13 protein-coding genes, 3 tRNA genes and 3 rRNA genes are annotated in these 17,125 nt (G+C 55.7%); 10 read left to right on the forward strand and 9 right to left on the reverse strand.

Annotation, left to right across the window (positions count from 1 at the left end; translation table 11 throughout):
- Nucleotides 1-51 precede the first annotated feature (51 nt).
- On the forward strand, nt 52-948 hold the full coding sequence (locus D1224_RS03360; RefSeq protein WP_119378517.1) for a LysR family transcriptional regulator: 897 nt from the start codon (nt 52-54) through the stop codon (nt 946-948).
- Between the two features lie 3 nt (nt 949-951).
- Here the strand turns inward: D1224_RS03360 and D1224_RS03365 are convergent, their stop codons facing one another.
- Both D1224_RS03365 and D1224_RS03370 read right to left on the reverse strand, forming a co-directional pair.
- Nucleotides 952-2,145 (reverse strand): acyl-CoA dehydrogenase family protein, encoded by a 1,194-nt coding sequence (locus D1224_RS03365; protein WP_119378518.1) that lies wholly within the window; start codon nt 2,143-2,145, stop codon nt 952-954.
- Between the two features lie 84 nt (nt 2,146-2,229).
- Entirely contained in the window at nt 2,230-3,468 is a 1,239-nt protein-coding gene (locus D1224_RS03370; protein WP_407647453.1) for an MFS transporter, read from the reverse strand.
- Between the two features lie 216 nt (nt 3,469-3,684).
- On the opposite strand from D1224_RS03370, the gene D1224_RS03375 reads away from it, so the two are divergent.
- The 4 genes from D1224_RS03375 (at nt 3,685) to D1224_RS03390 (ending at nt 5,690) form a co-directional block, all read left to right on the forward strand.
- Entirely contained in the window at nt 3,685-3,870 is a 186-nt protein-coding gene (locus D1224_RS03375; protein WP_119378520.1) for a hypothetical protein, read from the forward strand.
- A gap of 79 nt (nt 3,871-3,949) precedes the next feature.
- The gene (locus D1224_RS03380; RefSeq protein ID WP_119378521.1) at nt 3,950-4,714 is read left to right on the forward strand and encodes a TIGR04255 family protein; all 765 of its coding nucleotides are present in this window, start codon (nt 3,950-3,952) and stop codon (nt 4,712-4,714) included.
- Nucleotides 4,707-5,048 (forward strand): hypothetical protein, encoded by a 342-nt coding sequence (locus D1224_RS03385; RefSeq protein WP_119378522.1) that lies wholly within the window; start codon nt 4,707-4,709, stop codon nt 5,046-5,048. The genes D1224_RS03380 and D1224_RS03385 overlap by 8 nt, the downstream gene beginning before the upstream one ends.
- Before the next feature lie 9 nt (nt 5,049-5,057).
- A complete protein-coding gene (locus tag D1224_RS03390) occupies nt 5,058-5,690 on the forward strand; it encodes a hypothetical protein (protein WP_119378523.1) in 633 nt (210 codons plus the stop codon).
- A 45-nt stretch (nt 5,691-5,735) separates the two neighbouring features.
- Here D1224_RS03390 and D1224_RS03395 read toward each other — a convergent pair.
- The 7 genes from D1224_RS03395 to D1224_RS03425 all read right to left on the reverse strand — a co-directional run bounded on the left by D1224_RS03395 (nt 5,736) and on the right by D1224_RS03425 (nt 12,729).
- A tRNA-Met gene (locus D1224_RS03395) sits at nt 5,736-5,812 on the reverse strand.
- 179 nt (nt 5,813-5,991) lie between these two features.
- Nucleotides 5,992-6,106: ribosomal RNA gene (gene rrf, locus D1224_RS03400) — 5S ribosomal RNA — on the reverse strand.
- Nucleotides 6,107-6,249: 143 nt separating this feature from the next.
- A 23S ribosomal RNA gene (locus D1224_RS03405) occupies nt 6,250-9,027 on the reverse strand.
- A gap of 287 nt (nt 9,028-9,314) precedes the next feature.
- Nucleotides 9,315-9,390 (reverse strand) — tRNA-Ala (locus tag D1224_RS03410).
- Between the two features lie 53 nt (nt 9,391-9,443).
- Nucleotides 9,444-9,520: transfer RNA gene (locus D1224_RS03415), tRNA-Ile, on the reverse strand.
- Between the two features lie 184 nt (nt 9,521-9,704).
- Nucleotides 9,705-11,158, reverse strand: a 16S ribosomal RNA gene (locus tag D1224_RS03420).
- Together the 16S, 23S and 5S rRNA genes with 3 tRNA genes alongside form the textbook arrangement of a ribosomal RNA operon.
- A 1,142-nt stretch (nt 11,159-12,300) precedes the next feature.
- The gene (locus D1224_RS03425) at nt 12,301-12,729 is read right to left on the reverse strand and encodes a CBS domain-containing protein (RefSeq protein ID WP_119378524.1); all 429 of its coding nucleotides are present in this window, start codon (nt 12,727-12,729) and stop codon (nt 12,301-12,303) included.
- 269 nt (nt 12,730-12,998) lie between these two features.
- Here D1224_RS03425 and hfaA point away from each other — a divergent pair, with 269 nt between their 5' ends.
- From hfaA to D1224_RS03450, 5 genes are all read left to right on the forward strand, one after another.
- Entirely contained in the window at nt 12,999-13,415 is a 417-nt protein-coding gene (gene hfaA / locus D1224_RS03430) for a holdfast anchoring protein HfaA (protein WP_119378525.1), read from the forward strand.
- A 20-nt stretch (nt 13,416-13,435) separates the two neighbouring features.
- Nucleotides 13,436-14,410, forward strand: coding sequence for a holdfast anchoring protein HfaB (hfaB, locus tag D1224_RS03435; protein WP_182482243.1), 975 nt, complete (start codon nt 13,436-13,438; stop codon nt 14,408-14,410).
- Nucleotides 14,411-14,451: 41 nt separating this feature from the next.
- On the forward strand, nt 14,452-15,750 hold the full coding sequence (hfaD, locus tag D1224_RS03440; protein ID WP_119378526.1) for a holdfast anchor protein HfaD: 1,299 nt from the start codon (nt 14,452-14,454) through the stop codon (nt 15,748-15,750).
- Between the two features lie 102 nt (nt 15,751-15,852).
- Nucleotides 15,853-16,236 carry a DUF4345 family protein gene (locus tag D1224_RS03445; protein ID WP_119378527.1) on the forward strand — a complete coding sequence of 128 codons (384 nt, stop codon included), beginning with the start codon at nt 15,853-15,855 and terminating at the stop codon, nt 16,234-16,236.
- Between the two features lie 21 nt (nt 16,237-16,257).
- Entirely contained in the window at nt 16,258-17,067 is an 810-nt protein-coding gene (locus D1224_RS03450; RefSeq protein WP_147372311.1) for a hypothetical protein, read from the forward strand.
- Nucleotides 17,068-17,125 lie beyond the last annotated feature (58 nt).

Genomic DNA, 17,125 nt, shown 5'->3' on the forward strand with positions numbered 1-17,125 from the left:
CACGCACATATGCAGGTTTAACCTGCATAATCGCAGCCAAGGACAAGCCCCGTGAACTGGGACGACCTCAAACTCCTCCTCGAGATCAGCCGTCATGCGAAACTGTCGGACGCGGCAGCGCGCACAGGGCTCGACGCCACGACTGTTGGGCGGCGGCTCAGACGGCTAGAAGCGGATCTCGGTCTGTCGCTGTTTGAGCGCACACGCCGCGGCCATATCCTGACCGCAGCTGGAGAAGCCATCGTCGCCAAGGCCGAAGCCATCGAACAATCAGCACTCGAAATCTCTGCGCAGGCTGACATAGGCGGCACGGAGGCGAGCGGCCGGGTGCGCCTAGGCGTCACCGAGGGGCTCGGCAATGCGCTGATCGCCCCTGCCCTTGCGGGTTTTCGCAACCGCTATCCCTCAATCGCGCTGGACCTCATCGCCATGTCGGGCTTTGCTAGCGTACCCAAGCGCGAGGCCGACATGGCCGTCATGCTGGCACGGCCGACATCGGGCCGGCTGAAAGTCCGCAAGCTGTCAGACTATGCGCTCCACCTGTTCGCAAGCAGAGATTATCTTTCGCGCTGGGGCGTACCGCAGACGCCAGGCGACCTCTCCCGGCACACGCTGATCGGCTATGTTGACGATCTGATCTACTCGCCGCAGCTTCGCTATCACGCCGAAATCGCACCGGATCTCACGCTGCATTTTTGTAGCCCGTCCATTATTGCGCAGCTTCAGATGGCACGCGCGGGCCTTGGCATCGCCGTATTACCGAACTTCATGGCGGCGCGCGACGTCGCGCTTCGGCCTGTCCTACAGGATCAGGTGCGGGTGGAGCGCAGCTTCTGGCTGACCACGCATGAGGATCTTGCCCCGCTCGCGAGAATACGCGCGCTAAGCGAGTTTCTCGCTGAGCTATTCGACACGCACCGGGACATTGTCCTGCCCGGGATGCGCTAAAGTCTACAGCATGGCCGTGTCAGCAGACTGGCCGAGATAGAGCCGACCCGTCGTTTCCCAGGTCGACGCGCCGACCATGATGTGCTGGGTCGCGACATGGATATCGCGAAAACGGCGCTGAATGGGCGACTGGCTATAGACCGCGGTGCCACCAGCCAACTCATAGACCCGGTCCACGGCGCGCTTGGCCGACTGAACGGCGCTTGTCGTCGCGAGGCGGAGATCACGGCGAAGCTCCAGCGGTACTGGCCCATCCTGCGCGGCATGCCAGGCCGCCTCGATGGCTTCGAAAAAGAAGGCGCGCCCCTGCCGGATGTCCGCTTCGCTCATCGCCACATCGCGGTGGGTGAGCGCCTTTTCAGAAAGCGTCTTGCTGCTACCCGATGGCTTCTTGGCGCCGGCGAGTTCATAGAAGTCGTCCATCGCGCCTCGTGCCGCGCCAAGGGCGACGGCGGCAATACCGATCGCGAGCAAGCCGAAAGCCGGAAAGCGGAAGGCGGCTTCATCCTGGCGCGTACGACCAAAACCGGCCGTTACCCGGTCAGCCGGGACGAACGCGTCTTTGACTTCAAAGTCGGTCGAGCCTGTACCCTTGAGGCCCGTAACATGCCAGGTGTCGACGAAGCTGATCTGGTCGGACGCAAAGATGGGGGCGAGCTGTATGGGCCCACCCTTGGCCGACATGATGAGCCCTCCAGCCTCATCGACAAGGAAGCATCCGCCGCTGACCCAGTCGGCATTCTGACTGCCAGACCCCCAGGCCCAGCGACCGGTAACACGGTAGCCCTGCACACCATCCTGCTCGGCTTGGACGGCGCGCCCCATAGGCGCAAAAACGCCTGCCGTCTTCACATCAGAGCGGCATAGCAGGTCCCGCACATTCGAATTGTCGGCAAACGCCATACCAAAAGCCGCTGTCGACGCAATGAAGGCGCACCAGGCGGGGGCGGCGTCACCGCGCGCCAGCGTTTCGACAAGCTCAGCATATTCAATGGGTGTTGTTCCTGACCCACCATCGCTTTCGGGGTGGCACAGACCGTAGAAACCATCACGGGCCAGGCCGTCGGCTATATCCTGAGGAAGCTTCCGAGCGGCTTCCGCCTCTTCAGCGCGCGCGGCAAGGATGGAGCGCCAGGCCTCCGCACGCTCATAGAGACCCGCCCTCATATCTAGCTGATTGATTGTATCTGCCGGCATATTACGTCTCCCTGTCTTCTAGCAGTGTCAGAGCCTGCTTTGCGGCGACGCTAGCACAGGAGTAGTTGCGCTGTCGCGGAGGGTTCATGGTTCTGGGGCGGTCTGATTGAGGCGACTGTGCGTTCGGAGGAAAAGTGCACCAATAATAGCGGCGATAAAGCCTGCTGCTGCGCCTGCACCCAGCCCCCAGCGCGGCCCGAGTTCATCGGCAATCCAGCCTATGATTGGCGCGCCCAGAGGCGCCCCGCCCAAAGCAACGGCAATACGAAGGGCCATGACCCGGCCGCGCATGTCTGGCGCGGTGGTGAGCTGCATCATGCTGTTCGTCGTCGTCATAAACGTAAGTGCAGCCATACCGGTCACCACGAGGGCTGCGGCGAACGTCCAGTACCCTGGCGCGAGCGCGGCGCCGAGACACCCTGCGCCAAACAGACCGGCGCCACTAACCATCAGGTTCATACTATGGGTGCGGCGTCTCGCGGCTAGAAAGGCACCCGCGACAGTTCCGACTGCGATAAAAGACGAGAGAACACCAAAGCCCTGCGCGTCCGTCTGAAAGACCTTGGTTGCCATTGTCGCAATGAAGATCGGAAACTTGAAGCCGAACGTGCCGATCAGGAAGAGCATGATGAGGGTTATGCGAAGATCCGGCCGTTTCCAGACATAGGCAAAACCCGCTGTGAAATTGCCGCGCTGGCGTTTCGCACGCTTCGCCTTGTGCAGCTGCCTAACCTTCAAGAGGAAGAGTGACAGCAGGACCGCCAGATAGGAAATACCATTTAACAGGAAAGCCCAACCGGTTCCGAACGCCGCGATCAGGAAACCGGCCACCGCAGGACCCGCGAGACGTGCGCTGTTGAACGAGGCTGAGTTTAGCGCCACCGCATTCGGTAAATCGGTGTCACCAACAAGATCGCTGACGAAAGTTTGTCTTACTGGCGCGTCAATCGCGGCTGCACAGCCGAAAAGAAAAGCAAACACATAGACATGCCAGAGGACCACAAGACCGGTGACGGTAAGCAGGCCAAGCATTAGCGCGAGTACGCCCATCAAGAGCTGAGTCACGACAAGCAGCTTTCGCCTGTCGAAATAGTCGGCCGCAAAGCCGCTCCATGGCAAGAGAAGAAGCTGCGGCGCGAACTGGCAGGCGACGACGAAACCCAGGGCTGTCGCATTATGATCTGTCAGCTGGGTAAGGACCAGCCAGTCCTGCGCTGTACGCTGGATCCAGGTACCGAAATTCGAGACGACTGAACCACTCGCCCAGACGCGGTAGTTGAAACTTCGGAATGACCGAAGCGCGCCGTTCGCTGAAATCCGTATCATGAAGACGAGACCACCATGCGGGCAGATCTAGACCAGTCTCCGTTCCCAGAAAATGACAAGGCGGCCCGCCGACTGTCTAGAAACATTCAGTCCAAACGCAAAAAGCCCCCGATCCGAAGATCAGGGGCTTATTTGGGTGCGGGAGGGGGATTTGACCGGCTACGTCGGACCAATTCTCCATCATTTCAAAGACTTGCGGCAGGCTGACATCAGATGCCGAAGAAGCAAAATGACAAGAAAAGTAAGAACGGAAGCACGCGCCAAATCCCTGCAGCAATCGTCCAATTTGCTGAATTGATCGGGAAACTGGCAGCGCGCCGCGATTACAAGCGGGAAGTCGAAGAACGCAAGCGGCCAAAACCCAACCCGCACCCAAAGGACTCTGATTTGGATGACTGAATTGGTTGGAAATGAATGGCAGAGCCGGTTGTGCCTCTAGGCAACGCTCGCTAAGTCTTCAACAAGCAGCGCGGATTTAATGAAAGCAGAGCAAGTGGCCCATCGACTTCCTAAAAAGCTTGGAAAAGAGCCGCTCATTGATGCCGTGTTTGAGTTTCGCTTTTCAGCTCACGCTTCATTTTCCGAGATTGTCCCCGGTTTCCTGTTTAGTGAATTTGGTGGCAAAGCAAAAATTGAGCGGCTCGGACCGGCCGAGCTGCCTCGTCCGGTGAGAGATCAAGATGCGAAACTTCGATACGTGCCGATCTATAGGCTACAGCTAGAAAAGTTTACCGTGTTGATTGGCGACCGGGTGCTCGCACTTGCATGTAAGCTGCCTTATCCAGGCTGGGGTGCTTTTAAGCCAGAAATACTTGGGCTTGCCGAGCGCATGCGAAAGCTAGAGCTCATTGAGAAGGTCGAGCGACACTCAATTAAATATGTAAATATCGTCGCTTCCGACGGAGTGGCAAACCAACTGTCCCAAACTACCCTGTCTTTGGAACTGGCTGGAGAACAAATAAAGTCTGACAACGTTTCGCTTCGAATTGAGAAGCATCAAGATTCTCTGCTTAACGTAATTCAGCTTGTAACAGGGGCTGAGGCTACCCGAGAAAACGAACATATCGCATCGGGCATAGTAATAGATATAGACACCATTGTGAATTTCGAACCCGTCTCTTTCCACGAGTGGCTCAGAGAGCTTCCAGATTCCTCAGAGAAAATTCGAGCAGAGAACAGAAAGGTGTTTTTCTCTTGTCTGCATCCTCGAACAATTGACGAATTAGAGCCGATCTATGAATGATTCAGCCTCCCACTTCACGCAATCCACATACGTGCAAGCTGTGATCTCGGCAGGCATCATGGCTACTTCGCTTAGCCCTTCGATGGCAGCGAACCAACAGGCTACTGATTGGAAAGCTACTCAGTACGAGAACACTGCGTATTCGATGAACCAGGTACAATCATCCCACGGTTCAGAGCAGGTCTATCTCCAACGTAAAGGCGCGTTAAGCGAGGCTCAGTTCAGCAGTGAAATCTCGGCGCTGTACGCAGAACTTTTGCAGGCTCAGAAAAGTCTACCCGAGGACCTCGCTGCATATTTAGACGAGCACGCCTTAGACTTATATGCGTCGTAGGATCCGATCATGGTCAGCGACTTTGAGAATCTAGAGCGGCAACTGCCCTATTATCTTACACAGGGTCGGGATGCGCTCCTCAAAGAGCTGAAAGCTTTTTTCACATCACAACAGGGGCATTATTACTACGAAGGCCCCAACGACGAAATTTATCAAGGCGACGCCTGGAGGGGGCTGGAGTTTTATCATTTCGACACCGGCAAAAAAATTACCGCCCGAGCAATAGTTCTCTCCAACACTTGTGACGTTGCTCCAGAAAATAGAAGAGTATTTCCGCGTCGAATAACGTTCGCCCCTCTCACTCCGTTCTCGCAGTATCGAAGCGCCCTCGTAAACTTTGGATGGTCTGACTCACAAATTGAGCCCCATCTTGAAGACATAAAGAAGCAGCGCATAACTAGTGTCTTCCATCTACCCAGCGGAGGCGGGCTGGAGGAAGATCACTTGGCTCGTTTAGATGACATTCACAGCGTCCCAGCAGCTGCACATGAAAAGAACGCTGAGCGCGAAAAGTTATTCACACTCAGCCAATTCGGGCACTACGTCTTCTTATTCAAGCTCTCTATTCACTTTTGCAGGTTTCAAGAGGAGATTGTTAGATCGCCGGAGCAAAGTGAAACAGCTATCTTTGGGCAGGCTTAGCCAAAAAAAAGGCCCTGAAATCTTCAACGATTTCAGGGCCTTGTCTGGGTGCGGGAGTAGGATTTGAACCTACGACCTTCAGGTTATGAGCCTGACGAGCTACCGGACTGCTCCATCCCGCGTCAACTTTTTGTCAGAACCAGATTTCACTAGCCCTGAAAACACAAATCCGGCCACTGGGGCCGGACTGCATCGCGGTCCGGCTTTAGGCGGCCGGCCACGCTCCGCCCGTAAGGCGGTAAATTGTAAGGAAAAGACTTGTCTGCAAGTGTCTAGTTTTGCGCATCGCCCGTTTCGGCGGACCCGGCAGCGACTTACTCTCCCACGTCTTGAGACGCAGTACCATCAGCGCAAGGGGACTTAACGACCGAGTTCGGAATGGGATCGGGTGGGGAACCCCTGCCATAACCACCGGGTCGGCGGAAACGGGCAATGGCGCAAATTCCAACATGTCACTCATACTCGTATCCGAGCATGTACCACTTTCATTTTTATCAGAGGTGTTTTGATCTGAAAACTTCAAGCGGTGGTGCATTCACCACCGCACACGAAGCTTCGCAAGATCAAGCCTATCGAGCAATTAGTACTGGTTAGCTCCACGCCTCGCGGCGCGTCCACACCCAGCCTATCGACGTCGTCGTCTACGACGGCTCTCAAGGGAAACCTGGTTTTGAGGTGGGTTTCTCGCTTAGATGCATTCAGCGATTATCCCGTCCATACATAGCTACCCTGCTGCGCGGCTGGCGCCACGACAGGTCCACCAGAGGTATGTCCATCCCGGTCCTCTCGTACTAAGGACAGATCCTCTCAAGTTTCCAACACCCACGGCAGATAGGGACCAAACTGTCTCACGACGTTCTGAACCCAGCTCACGTACCACTTTAATCGGCGAACAGCCGAACCCTTGGGACCTGCTCCAGCCCCAGGATGTGATGAGCCGACATCGAGGTGCCAAACGATGCCGTCGATATGGACTCTTGGGCATCATCAGCCTGTTATCCCCGGAGTACCTTTTATTCGTTGAGCGATGGCCCTTCCACTCGGGACCACCGGATCACTATGACCGACTTTCGTCTCTGCTCGAGTTGTCACTCTCGCAGTCAGGCAAGCTTATGCCATTGCACTCAACAGACGATGTCCGACCGTCTTGAGCTTACCATCGCGCGCCTCCGTTACTCTTTGGGAGGCGACCGCCCCAGTCAAACTGCCCACCATGCTGGGTCCCGTCCCCATCCAGGGGAGCGGTTAGACATCACAAAGAATAAGGGTGGTATTTCAAGGACGGCTCCACTCAGACTGGCGCCCAAGCTTCAAAGCCTCCCACCTATCCTACACATACACTTTATGATGCCACAGCAAAGCTGCAGTAAAGGTTCACAGGGTCTTTCCGTCTGACCGCGGGTACCCCGCATCTTCACGGGGAATTCAATTTCGCTGAGTCGATGCTGGAGACAGTGGGGAAGTCGTTACGCCATTCGTGCAGGTCGGAACTTACCCGACAAGGAATTTCGCTACCTTAGGACCGTTATAGTTACGGCCGCCGTTCACCGGGGCTTCAATTCGGAGCTTGCACTCCTCCTTTTAACCTTCCGGCACCGGGCAGGCGTCAGACTGTATACGTCGCCTTACGGCTTCGCACAGCCCTGTGTTTTTGATAAACAGTCGCAACCCCCTGGTCTGTGCCCCTCATAGCTGGTTGCCCAGTATGAGGCCTCCTTCTCCCGAAGTTACGGAGGTAATTTGCCGAGTTCCTTCAGCATCGTTCTCTCAAGCGCCTTGGCATGCTCTGCCTGTCCACCTGTGTCGGTTTAGGGTACGGTCTATACGGGAGGGCTATTTCCAGGAACTCCCAGGCTGCCTATCCAATCCAATAAGGACAGACAACTTTCGGAATTCGTCACACACTCCCAGGCCACAGAATATTAACTGTGTTCCCATCGACTACGCCTTTCGGCCTCGCCTTAGGGGCCGGCTAACCCTGCGCAGATTAGCTTTACGCAGGAACCCTTGGACTTTCGGCGAGCGGGTCTCTCACCCGCTTTATCGCTACTCATGTCAGCATTCTCACTTCTGATACCTCCAGCATCCCTCACAGGACACCTTCACAGGCTTACAGAACGCTCCGCTACCGCTCCTATGGAGCCCACGATTTCGGTATATAGCTTTAGCCCCGTTACATTTTCGGCGCAGGGTCGCTTGATGAGTGAGCTGTTACGCTTTCTTTAAAGGATGGCTGCTTCTAAGCCAACCTCCTCATTGTCTAAGCAACCCCACATCCTTTCACACTTAGCTATAATTTGGGGACCTTAATCGGTGGTCAGGGTTGTTTCCCTCTTCACGACGGACGTTAGCACCCGCCGTGTGTCTGCCAGATATTACTTCCAGGTATTCGGAGTTTGGTAAGGTTTGGTAAGACGGTGAGTCCCCCTAGCCCATCCAGTGCTCTACCCCCTGGAGTATTCATCTGACGCTCTACCTAAATAGATTTCGCGGAGAACCAGCTATCAGCAGATTTGATTGGCCTTTCACCCCTAGGCACAAGTCATCCGAGTATTTTTCAACATACAACGGTTCGGCCCTCCAGTGGGTGTTACCCCACCTTCAGCCTGCTCATGCATAGATCATCTGCCTTCGGGTCTAATGCTACGTACTCAATCGCCCTATTCAGACTCGCTTTCGCTACGCCTACACCTAACGGCTTAAGCTTGCACGCAACACTAAGTCGCTGACCCATTATACAAAAGGTACGGTGTCACTCCGAAGAGCTCCACCTGCTTGTAAGCATCCGGTTTCAGGTACTGTTTCACTCCCCTCGTCGGGGTGCTTTTCATCTTTCCCTCACGGTACTGGTTCACTATCGGTCGGTAAGGAGTACTTAGGCTTGGAGGGTGGTCCCCCCATGTTCAGACAGGATTTCACGTGTCCCGCCCTACTCTAAACGGTCTTCATTTTACGGATACGGGACTATCACCCACTACGGTTGAGCTTCCCAGCTCATTCTCCTTGTTTCAGACCAGGCCTGGTCCGCGTTCGCTCGCCACTACTAACGGAGTCTCAATTGATGTCCTTTCCTCCGGGTACTTAGATGTTTCAATTCCCCGGGTTTGCTTTTCAACACCTATGTATTCAGTGTGAAATACCTCTCTAGTGAAATGAAAGACCAAGGGCTGACACGGATGCCAGCCTGTAGTCTCCCATCTCGGAGGTGGGTTTCCCCATTCGGAAATCACGGGATCAAAGGGTGCTCTCGCCTCCCCCGTGCTTATCGCAGAGTGCCACGTCCTTCATCGCCTCTTACCGCCAAGACATCCCCCGGATGCCCTTTTGACGCTTGATCTCATTCGAAACTCGTGTGCGGAGGTGAATGCACTTTGCAGTACATCACTAATCCGCCCACAATTTCAGATCAGACATGTTGGTTTCTTGCAGACTGACCCTTTGGCGCAAGCTTTGTTGCCATACTCCTATGGCACTTGCGTTATCGGCTATAAGCAGACACATCGATCACGAGGATCGGCATGTCGGCCGGATCAGTCTTTCCCTTACGATTTACAAACATCCCGGACCGCAGTCCGGAAACTTATGACTTCTTTCATTCGCTATTTACGCACACCATTCAAGGAATGGTGGAGCCTAGCGGGATCGAACCGCTGACCTCCTGAATGCAAATCAGGCGCTCTCCCAGCTGAGCTAAGGCCCCAAATATACCAGTATCAAGCTGTAGCATAGGGCCCGGCGCACTCCCTTGGGTCGTGGTGGGCCGAGATGGAGTTGAACCATCGACCTCACGCTTATCAGGCGTGCGCTCTAACCACCTGAGCTACCGGCCCTTGTTACCAGGACCCGGGGGCTCGCTGAACTATGCCGTCCAGCTGGCCGGCACGGCGAATGAAGGAAGAGAAACGAAGACGGCACAAACAGCCGCATATGTTTTGCTGTCAGAGCAAGCTCTGCAGCTATGTCTATCAGAGCTTTCGAAGTCTGCGTGAGCAGACAATCAGAAAGCATCCTTAGAAAGGAGGTGATCCAGCCGCAGGTTCCCCTACGGCTACCTTGTTACGACTTCATCCCAGTCGCTGAACCTACCGTGGCCTGCTGCCTCCGAAGTTAGCGCACAGTCTTCGGGTAGATCCAACTCCCATGATGTGACGGGCGGTGTGTACAAGGCCCGGGAACGTATTCACCGTGGCATGCTGATCCACGATTACTAGCGATTCCAACTTCATGCCCTCGAGTTGCAGAGGACAATCTGAACTGAGACAGCTTTTTGGGATTATCCCATTGTCACTGCCATTGTAGCACGTGTGTAGCCCCGCGTGTAAGGGCCATGAGGACTTGACGTCATCCCCGCCTTCCTCCGGCTTAGCACCGGCAGTTTCCTTAGAGTGCCCACCCAAACGTGCTGGCAACTAAGGATAAGGGTTGCGCTCGTTGCGGGACTTAACCCAACATCTCACGACACGAGCTGACGACAGCCATGCAGCACCTGTGCACCTGCCAACCAAATGAAGGAAACCATCTCTGGTAACCAAACAGGGCATGTCAAACGCGGGTAAGGTTCTGCGCGTTGCTTCGAATTAAACCACATGCTCCACCGCTTGTGCGGGCCCCCGTCAATTTCTTTGAGTTTTAACCTTGCGGCCGTACTCCCCAGGCGGAATGCTTAATGCGTTAGCTGCGTCACCTGTATGCATGCACACAGACAACTAGCATTCATCGTTTACGGTGTGGACTACCAGGGTATCTAATCCTGTTTGCTCCCCACACTTTCGCGCCTCAGCGTCAGTACCAGTCCAGTTAGCCGCCTTCGCCACTGGTGTTCCACCGAATATCTACGAATTTCACCTCTACACTCGGTATTCCGCTAACCTCTCCTGGTCTCTAGGCTACCAGTTCCAAATGCAATTCCGGAGTTGAGCTCCGGGCTTTCACATCTGGCTTAATAGCCCGCCTACGCGCGCTTTACGCCCAGTAATTCCGAACAACGCTAGCCCCCTTCGTATTACCGCGGCTGCTGGCACGAAGTTAGCCGGGGCTTCTTTACCAGGTACTGTCATTATCATCCCTGGCGAAAGAATTTTACAACCCTAAGGCCTTCATCATTCACGCGGCATGGCTGCATCAGGCTTTCGCCCATTGTGCAAGATTCCCCACTGCTGCCTCCCGTAGGAGTCTGGGCCGTGTCTCAGTCCCAGTGTGGCTGATCATCCTCTCAGACCAGCTATAGATCGTAGTCTTGGTAGGCCATTACCCCACCAACAAACTAATCTAACGCGGGCCGATCCTTCACCGATAAATCTTTCCCCCGAAGGGCGTATACGGTATTACCTTCCGTTTCCAGAAGCTATTCCGTAGTGAAGGGTACGTTCCCACGCGTTACTCACCCGTCTGCCACTATGTCGTTCGACTTGCATGTGTTAAGCCTGCCGCCAGCGTTCGTTCTGAGCCAGAATCAAACTCTCAGGTTGAGTGCTCGATCTCTGACGTACTCGACCTCTTGGAATAGAGGCCGGAAATTGCTGATTGCAATTTTGCGTTTTGACGGGAAACCCTTTTCACAAAATCATTGGCCGAAACCAATAATAGTGAAAGGTATTTCCTTGAAACGCATCGTCATGATCGCATTGGAGCCCCTGAGGGCTCCGCAAGCTATTCATGCCGCCTGCGTTTCTCTTCCATAATCCTACGATGTCAAACAACCCGGCCGAAGCCTTGTTTCCCTCGGCTGGAGCAATCTGCTCCGCTTCGGAAGAGGCGGCTTATATTGGCCGCCGAATTCCCCGTCAACACCCTTTTTTGCGCTTTCTGCAGAACTTCGCAGTGAACCGCGAAACCTGCAAAATGGAGCGCGAAACCCGGCTTTCGATCCGTGCCGCGAGGCACCGTCTCAACCAGTTGAGCGTCTCAGGAGAGGGCGGCATATATGAGGCCGTCCGAACTCCGTCAACACCCTTTTTCGCACCCTCTGCAGTTCGTAGGCACAAGGCCAAAAAACCGCAGAAACATAAGCGCTTACCGTCCGTCCAGAACCCGGTAAGGTTCCTTCCGTCTGGCAGGTCGTCTCCAGAAGAAGGGCGGCTCTTAAAGACCTGCCCGACCCCCGTCAACAACCTTTTCAGCACCCTCTGCAGTTTGTGGCACAAGGCCGAAAACCGCAGAAACAAAAGCGCTTGCCGTCCGTCCAGAACCTCGAAAGGCTCCTTCAGTCTGGCAGGTCGTCTCCAAGAGAAGGGCGGCTCTTAAAGACCTGCCCAACCCCCGTCAACAACCCTTTTGCACTCTTCTGCAGCAACCCGGCAAAAGCCGAAAACCGCAGTGTTTGAAGCACAACCCGGATCCCGCGAAGTTCGTTAGAACCTCGTTTTCACCGGAAGGTCTTTCCAGAAGAAGGGCGGCTTCTATTCGCCGCTCCGTCCCCCGTCAACAAACCTTCTGCACTTCTCCGGCAGATTAAACAGTGACCCGTTTATCCTGCCATTTTGGCGCAAAACGCTGCCCAGCTGAGCCGATTATTCATCGGCCCCACATAGACAGAGGCGTTTCGGATGGAACCGACCATATAGAATCTGTTCGCGGTTCTTGGCAAGCGCTAATATCACCCGACAGGCGATTATTGGCCCTTGATGTAATCGGCCATGGCGTCGGCTTCTGCGCGGGTTTCCTCGATCTTCCATTTCACAAGGTCGCCAATGGAAATTATACCGGCGAGCCGACCGTCCCGCATGACGGGGAGATGACGCACGCGTCTGTCGGTCATCCGGCCGAGGCACTGGTCGAGACTCTCGCTCGGATTCGCCGTAATCACACCGCGCGTCATCGATTCCTCAACGGTCATCTGCAAGGCATCAGCCCCATGGCGCGCTACCTGGCGAAGGATGTCGCGCTCAGAAAGAACGCCCGCAAGACCCGTATCATTGACGGCGACAACCGCACCGATTTTTGCATCATCGAGGAATCTCGCCGCGTCGCTCAGTGAACTCTGCGCGTCGATCGTAAGGACTTCGCCGCCCTTCGTTTTCAAGATCTGCTCAATCAGCATATTAATCCTCCCTGATTTTTATGGCCAGTTTTCTGGCTCCGATTTCGTATCCCTATAACACACGCACACGTGCGCGCGAAGGAATGCGTCGCGTTTGCCCGCCGCGCGTCTGGCGCATATCGGCACAATTTCTTCGGTCAGCTGCCGTCCATTGCTGCAATTTGCCGGCTGGCTGTTCCCCAAAGACGCGAGAAAAGCTGTTCCTGCTCCCGCAAACTGGCACACCCATTGCAACCGATCCTCGCATCAACCCCAAAAGGGATCGGCAGATGAAACATACGATGCAACTTTTTACCGGCCTGGCTGGCTTCGCGATCGCTGCAACCGCGGCCGTCGCCCAGCCTGCTGCGGCACAGGCTGCCTCAAGCGCCTCGCAGTTCGAACGCCCTTATGGCTTCGCTCCTGGACAAGAAAGCCAGCCGTTTACCGCAACTTCACGCGATGCGAGCAATAATCGTGTCGTTATCAATGGCTTGATCAATGGCGGCACCGGGCTTGGTACCGGCCTCTATACAAGCTGGGGGCAGACAGAAGGTGCACCGGGTATGCTCGGATCAGGAACCGCAATCGGTAACCAGCTCAACGTGGTCACGAACGGAAACTACAACACCGTGATCATTGATTCCACGCAGATCAACAATGGCGACCAGACGGTCGTTCTCAATGGGGAGCTCGACCTGCAATGATCAATCTTGGCAAGACGAAAATGACCGCAACCAAACGGCTTTCCGGTGCAGTTCTGGCAAGCGCCATGCTCGCAACCGGCTGTGTCTCACCCGTGGCAGGCCCGGGCGGCAATTATGCTGACCCGATCGGCAACGCCCCGGTGACCGCAAACCCGACGCCATATTCCGACGGTCTCGTCTGTATGGGCCATTATGCCCGTCAGAGCGGATACGCCGCCCCGCGAATCGCTGTGGGCCGTATCCTCGACTATACCGGCAAGGCAGACTTTGAAGGCGGCCGCCGCGTTACGCAGGGTGCCTCACTCATGGCAATCTCCGCATTCGCGAAAGCTGGTGCCCGCCTGGTTGAGCGATTCGACACCTCTGTTTCAGAGCTAGAGCTTAAATATGCCAATAATCGCCTGATCGGCGATGACGTGGCGCAGGATTTCCGCCGCATCAATGCCGGCTCCATTCCGGGCTCCGACTATTATCTTATCGGCGGCATCACCGAGCTGAACTACAATATTCGTTCGGTTGGCGGTGAAGCTTTTGTCGGTGACACCGACGCGATGGACACCAAAGGCTCCATCGGCGCGAAGCTCTACGTCATCAATGTCGGTCTCGACCTGCGTCTCGTAGAGACCGAGAGCCTCGAAGTTGTTGATGTCATTTCCTACCAGAAGCAGATCATCGGCCGCGAAGTTTCGCTCGGCGTGTTCGATTTCGCCAACGGCAATGTGTTCGACATCGGGATCGGTGGCCGTGCGCAAGAGCCTATCCAGCTTGCGATTCGTTCGGTTCTCGAACGCGCCGTGCTGGAAATGATGGCGAATCTCTACGCCGCTCCGACGTCTGACGTCTGCGCCCTGACCGCTGGCGGCATCTCGACCAATAGCGTCACCGGCGACTTTCGCCCGGCAGGTGCGCCGCTCGAAGAATATAACGGTCCGTCGCGTCAGTCCGTCTCGGCCTGGCACAATCGCCGTGACCCTGTCCTGCGTGGCCGCAACTAGCCGCCCGAACAGACACAGATAACTGCTCCATGGAGGCTTGCATGCCCAAGACAGGAATCAGATTTTCGGCTCTTCTCATGATTGCCGCCTCGACGACGGCCATGGCTGCCGCGCAGGACTGGGAATACATCCCATATATGGGCGACGAAGCGGCCGAATCGGAAGCCGAATCCTCTTCCAGTGTCGCATCCGGCACGATTGACCAGGTCCAGTTCGGCAATGTCTGGGCGGATATGGACGTCCAGCTGGATGATCACACACCGAATGCGGTGTCGACATCTACCACGGTCGGCAACCTCGCCGCTGCGACTCGCCACACCGGTGACATTGATGCAGAGGTTCGCCAAAGCTTTGACGCGGCAGCTGCCGCAACGAATCGCCTGCGTGGCTATTCCGCTGGCACCGCAGTATCGACCACAACGGCTTATGCCAACGCCTCGTCTGGTGGCACGAACTACGGATCCAACAGCTATTATGCGCAGCAAGGGGCCGCAGGGTCCGTCGATGCGTACAGCCGAATCGAACTTTACCAGGCCGATCAGGTTGCCAGTGCAACGACCGCAGTGGCGAATGTGTCGACCAACGACAACAATCACGGCTTCAGCGTGGCCGACCAGACTCAGTACAGCGCTGCAGATGTCACTGCAGAAACCGATGCGGACATGTGCTGCGATGGTACATCAGCGTCATTTGCAACCACAGCTGGCGCCAACGCGACCTCTTCGACCGGCTATACAAGCACAAATTACAATCGCGCCCTGCAGAAAACCGAAGATGGAACCCGCGTGTCTGCATCAACCGACGTCTATATGGGCAGCGGAACGAATGTGATTGCCGCAACAAACAGCTTCGGCAACTCCGCGACGGTCCACAATGAGTGGGGATATGCGACGCTCGGCATTGAGGGCGCACCGACTCAGCAGGAAAACAATGCTGATATCGACGCACAAACCTATGTGACCCTTGATCACTGGAACGGCTACGCGAATGCAAGCTCGTATGGCGTCGGTAACTCTGCACTGATCTCGAATGTCGGATCTGACACTGTACTTTACGCTGACCAGTACAATAGTGGCACAGTTTACAGCTATGCAGATCTCAATGGGGCCTCCTGGACGGGTGGCACGGGCGTCGTGACATCGACAGCTATCGGCAACGCCGCCACGGCAAGCGTCTGTAATTTCTGCAGCGACGGCGCAGTTGGTGGCCAGATCAACCAGCACAACGCCGCCAATATCATCGCGCAGGGTCAGGCCAGCATCAGCTATGGCGGAAGCGTCTACGGCTCTGCCAGCGCTGTCGGCAATGCCGCAACCATTCAGTCGCTCGGCGAGCAATAGCGCGCAAAGCGACTGAGGATCTGCCGATCCAAGGCCCCTGCCCTCGCAAGAAGGCAGGGGTTTTTGATTCGCCGTTGAAAGATCCGATCTATATCGCCGTTCATGGCTACACGTATTTTTCTCGGCGCAATCGCCCTGCTCTTCGTCGGCTTCGGCCTCTGGTCCATCATCGACCCCATCGGAATGACAGCGCGACTGGACGTGACTGTCACCGGATCCAATGCGGCATTCGAGATGCGCGGCATTTTTGGCGGGGTCAGCCTCGCAGCTGCCGGTCTCACAGGTGCCGGCGCACTGATGCCCGCGCGCTATGAGCGTCCGGCCCTCTGGTTTCTGGTCGTCTATATGGGTGGTTACACCCTTGCCCGGCTCGTTTCACTGATTGTCGGCGACAGCGCGACGTTCAATGGATGGGCATTCGCCAGCTTCGAAGTTATTAGTTTTGTTCTTGCGGCGCTCGCACTCAAAGTCCGCAAGATCCCTTAGAGTTTGAAGATAAGGCTTGCGATGACAATTATTTTGGCAGGACTTGCCTTTCAACTTCAAGCTGTCGCGCCTCAACCCCCTCTGCCCGCATCCATGATTGGTGATACCGAATGTCTGCAATATGCAGCCTTCGAGCAGGTGATCGACACTCATTCTGGGGTCTTCCTCGGCGAAATGCATGGACAGTCACAGTCCGCACAAATCGTTCGTTGCCTCGCAAAAATGGCGGGCGAGACCAGTCTTCAGCCGGTCATTTCGCTGGAGCTTTCAGAGGTAAGCGAGCGCCGGATCGCAACGCTTGAAGAATATGGCGGCGAAGGCGTGTCTGTTGCTGTGCCCGAACTTTCCTGCGCAGTCGCAACCCTGGCAGAACGGGGTGAAGCAACGCTGAGTTTCCATAATCCGAAAAGCGGCCGCATGCGGTCGGACGGGGGTTTTGATTCCACACACGACGAACGACAGCGCGCAGACCGCATCGAAGCCGAAATAGCGGAACGGGCATTTGTAATAGCGCTGTCAGGTTGGCGTCACGTACAGAACTTTCATAATCGCACTGGAGACCGGCTCGATGCGAAGGCAGGTTACTTCCTCCCAGAGAGTATTGCCCTTGTTAAAATCACCCACGAACCCGGAAGCCGCGCGCGCAACTGCCAGTTTGGCGGTCAGTGCGGTGTACATGACTATAACGGCAGCGCCCGAACCGATCCGCTCACTCTTGCACCGTATGAGACCGATCTGTTTGACTTCGAATTCAACGTCGGGAGGCTGACGCCCTCTTCCGGTCCTGACGGCTACGCCGCCTGTCCCAATTACAAACGGGCATTTGAATAAAAAAAGCCCCGCCAGACAGGCTGGCGGGGCTTTCTCTATTCAGATCGGAGCTTTGAGA

It is taken from the genome of Henriciella barbarensis (assembly GCF_003576345.1).
In the GTDB taxonomy this organism is placed as follows: Bacteria; Pseudomonadota; Alphaproteobacteria; order Caulobacterales; family Hyphomonadaceae; genus Henriciella; species Henriciella barbarensis.

Bases quoted from the DNA above. Each gene is read 5' to 3' on its own strand.
- D1224_RS03445 (WP_119378527.1), top strand. From the start codon at position 15,853: ATGGCTACACGTATTTTTCTCGGCGCAATCGCCCTGCTCTTCGTCGGC.
- D1224_RS03450 (WP_147372311.1), top strand. From the start codon at position 16,258: ATGACAATTATTTTGGCAGGACTTGCCTTTCAACTTCAAGCTGTCGCG.
- D1224_RS03375 (WP_119378520.1), top strand. From the start codon at position 3,685: ATGCCGAAGAAGCAAAATGACAAGAAAAGTAAGAACGGAAGCACGCGC.
- D1224_RS03380 (WP_119378521.1), top strand. From the start codon at position 3,950: ATGAAAGCAGAGCAAGTGGCCCATCGACTTCCTAAAAAGCTTGGAAAA.
- D1224_RS03390 (WP_119378523.1), top strand. From the start codon at position 5,058: ATGGTCAGCGACTTTGAGAATCTAGAGCGGCAACTGCCCTATTATCTT.
- hfaD (WP_119378526.1), top strand. From the start codon at position 14,452: ATGCCCAAGACAGGAATCAGATTTTCGGCTCTTCTCATGATTGCCGCC.
- hfaA (WP_119378525.1), top strand. From the start codon at position 12,999: ATGAAACATACGATGCAACTTTTTACCGGCCTGGCTGGCTTCGCGATC.
- D1224_RS03385 (WP_119378522.1), top strand. From the start codon at position 4,707: ATGAATGATTCAGCCTCCCACTTCACGCAATCCACATACGTGCAAGCT.
- D1224_RS03365 (WP_119378518.1), bottom strand. From the start codon at position 2,145: ATGCCGGCAGATACAATCAATCAGCTAGATATGAGGGCGGGTCTCTAT.
- D1224_RS03425 (WP_119378524.1), bottom strand. From the start codon at position 12,729: ATGCTGATTGAGCAGATCTTGAAAACGAAGGGCGGCGAAGTCCTTACG.
- hfaB (WP_182482243.1), top strand. From the start codon at position 13,436: ATGACCGCAACCAAACGGCTTTCCGGTGCAGTTCTGGCAAGCGCCATG.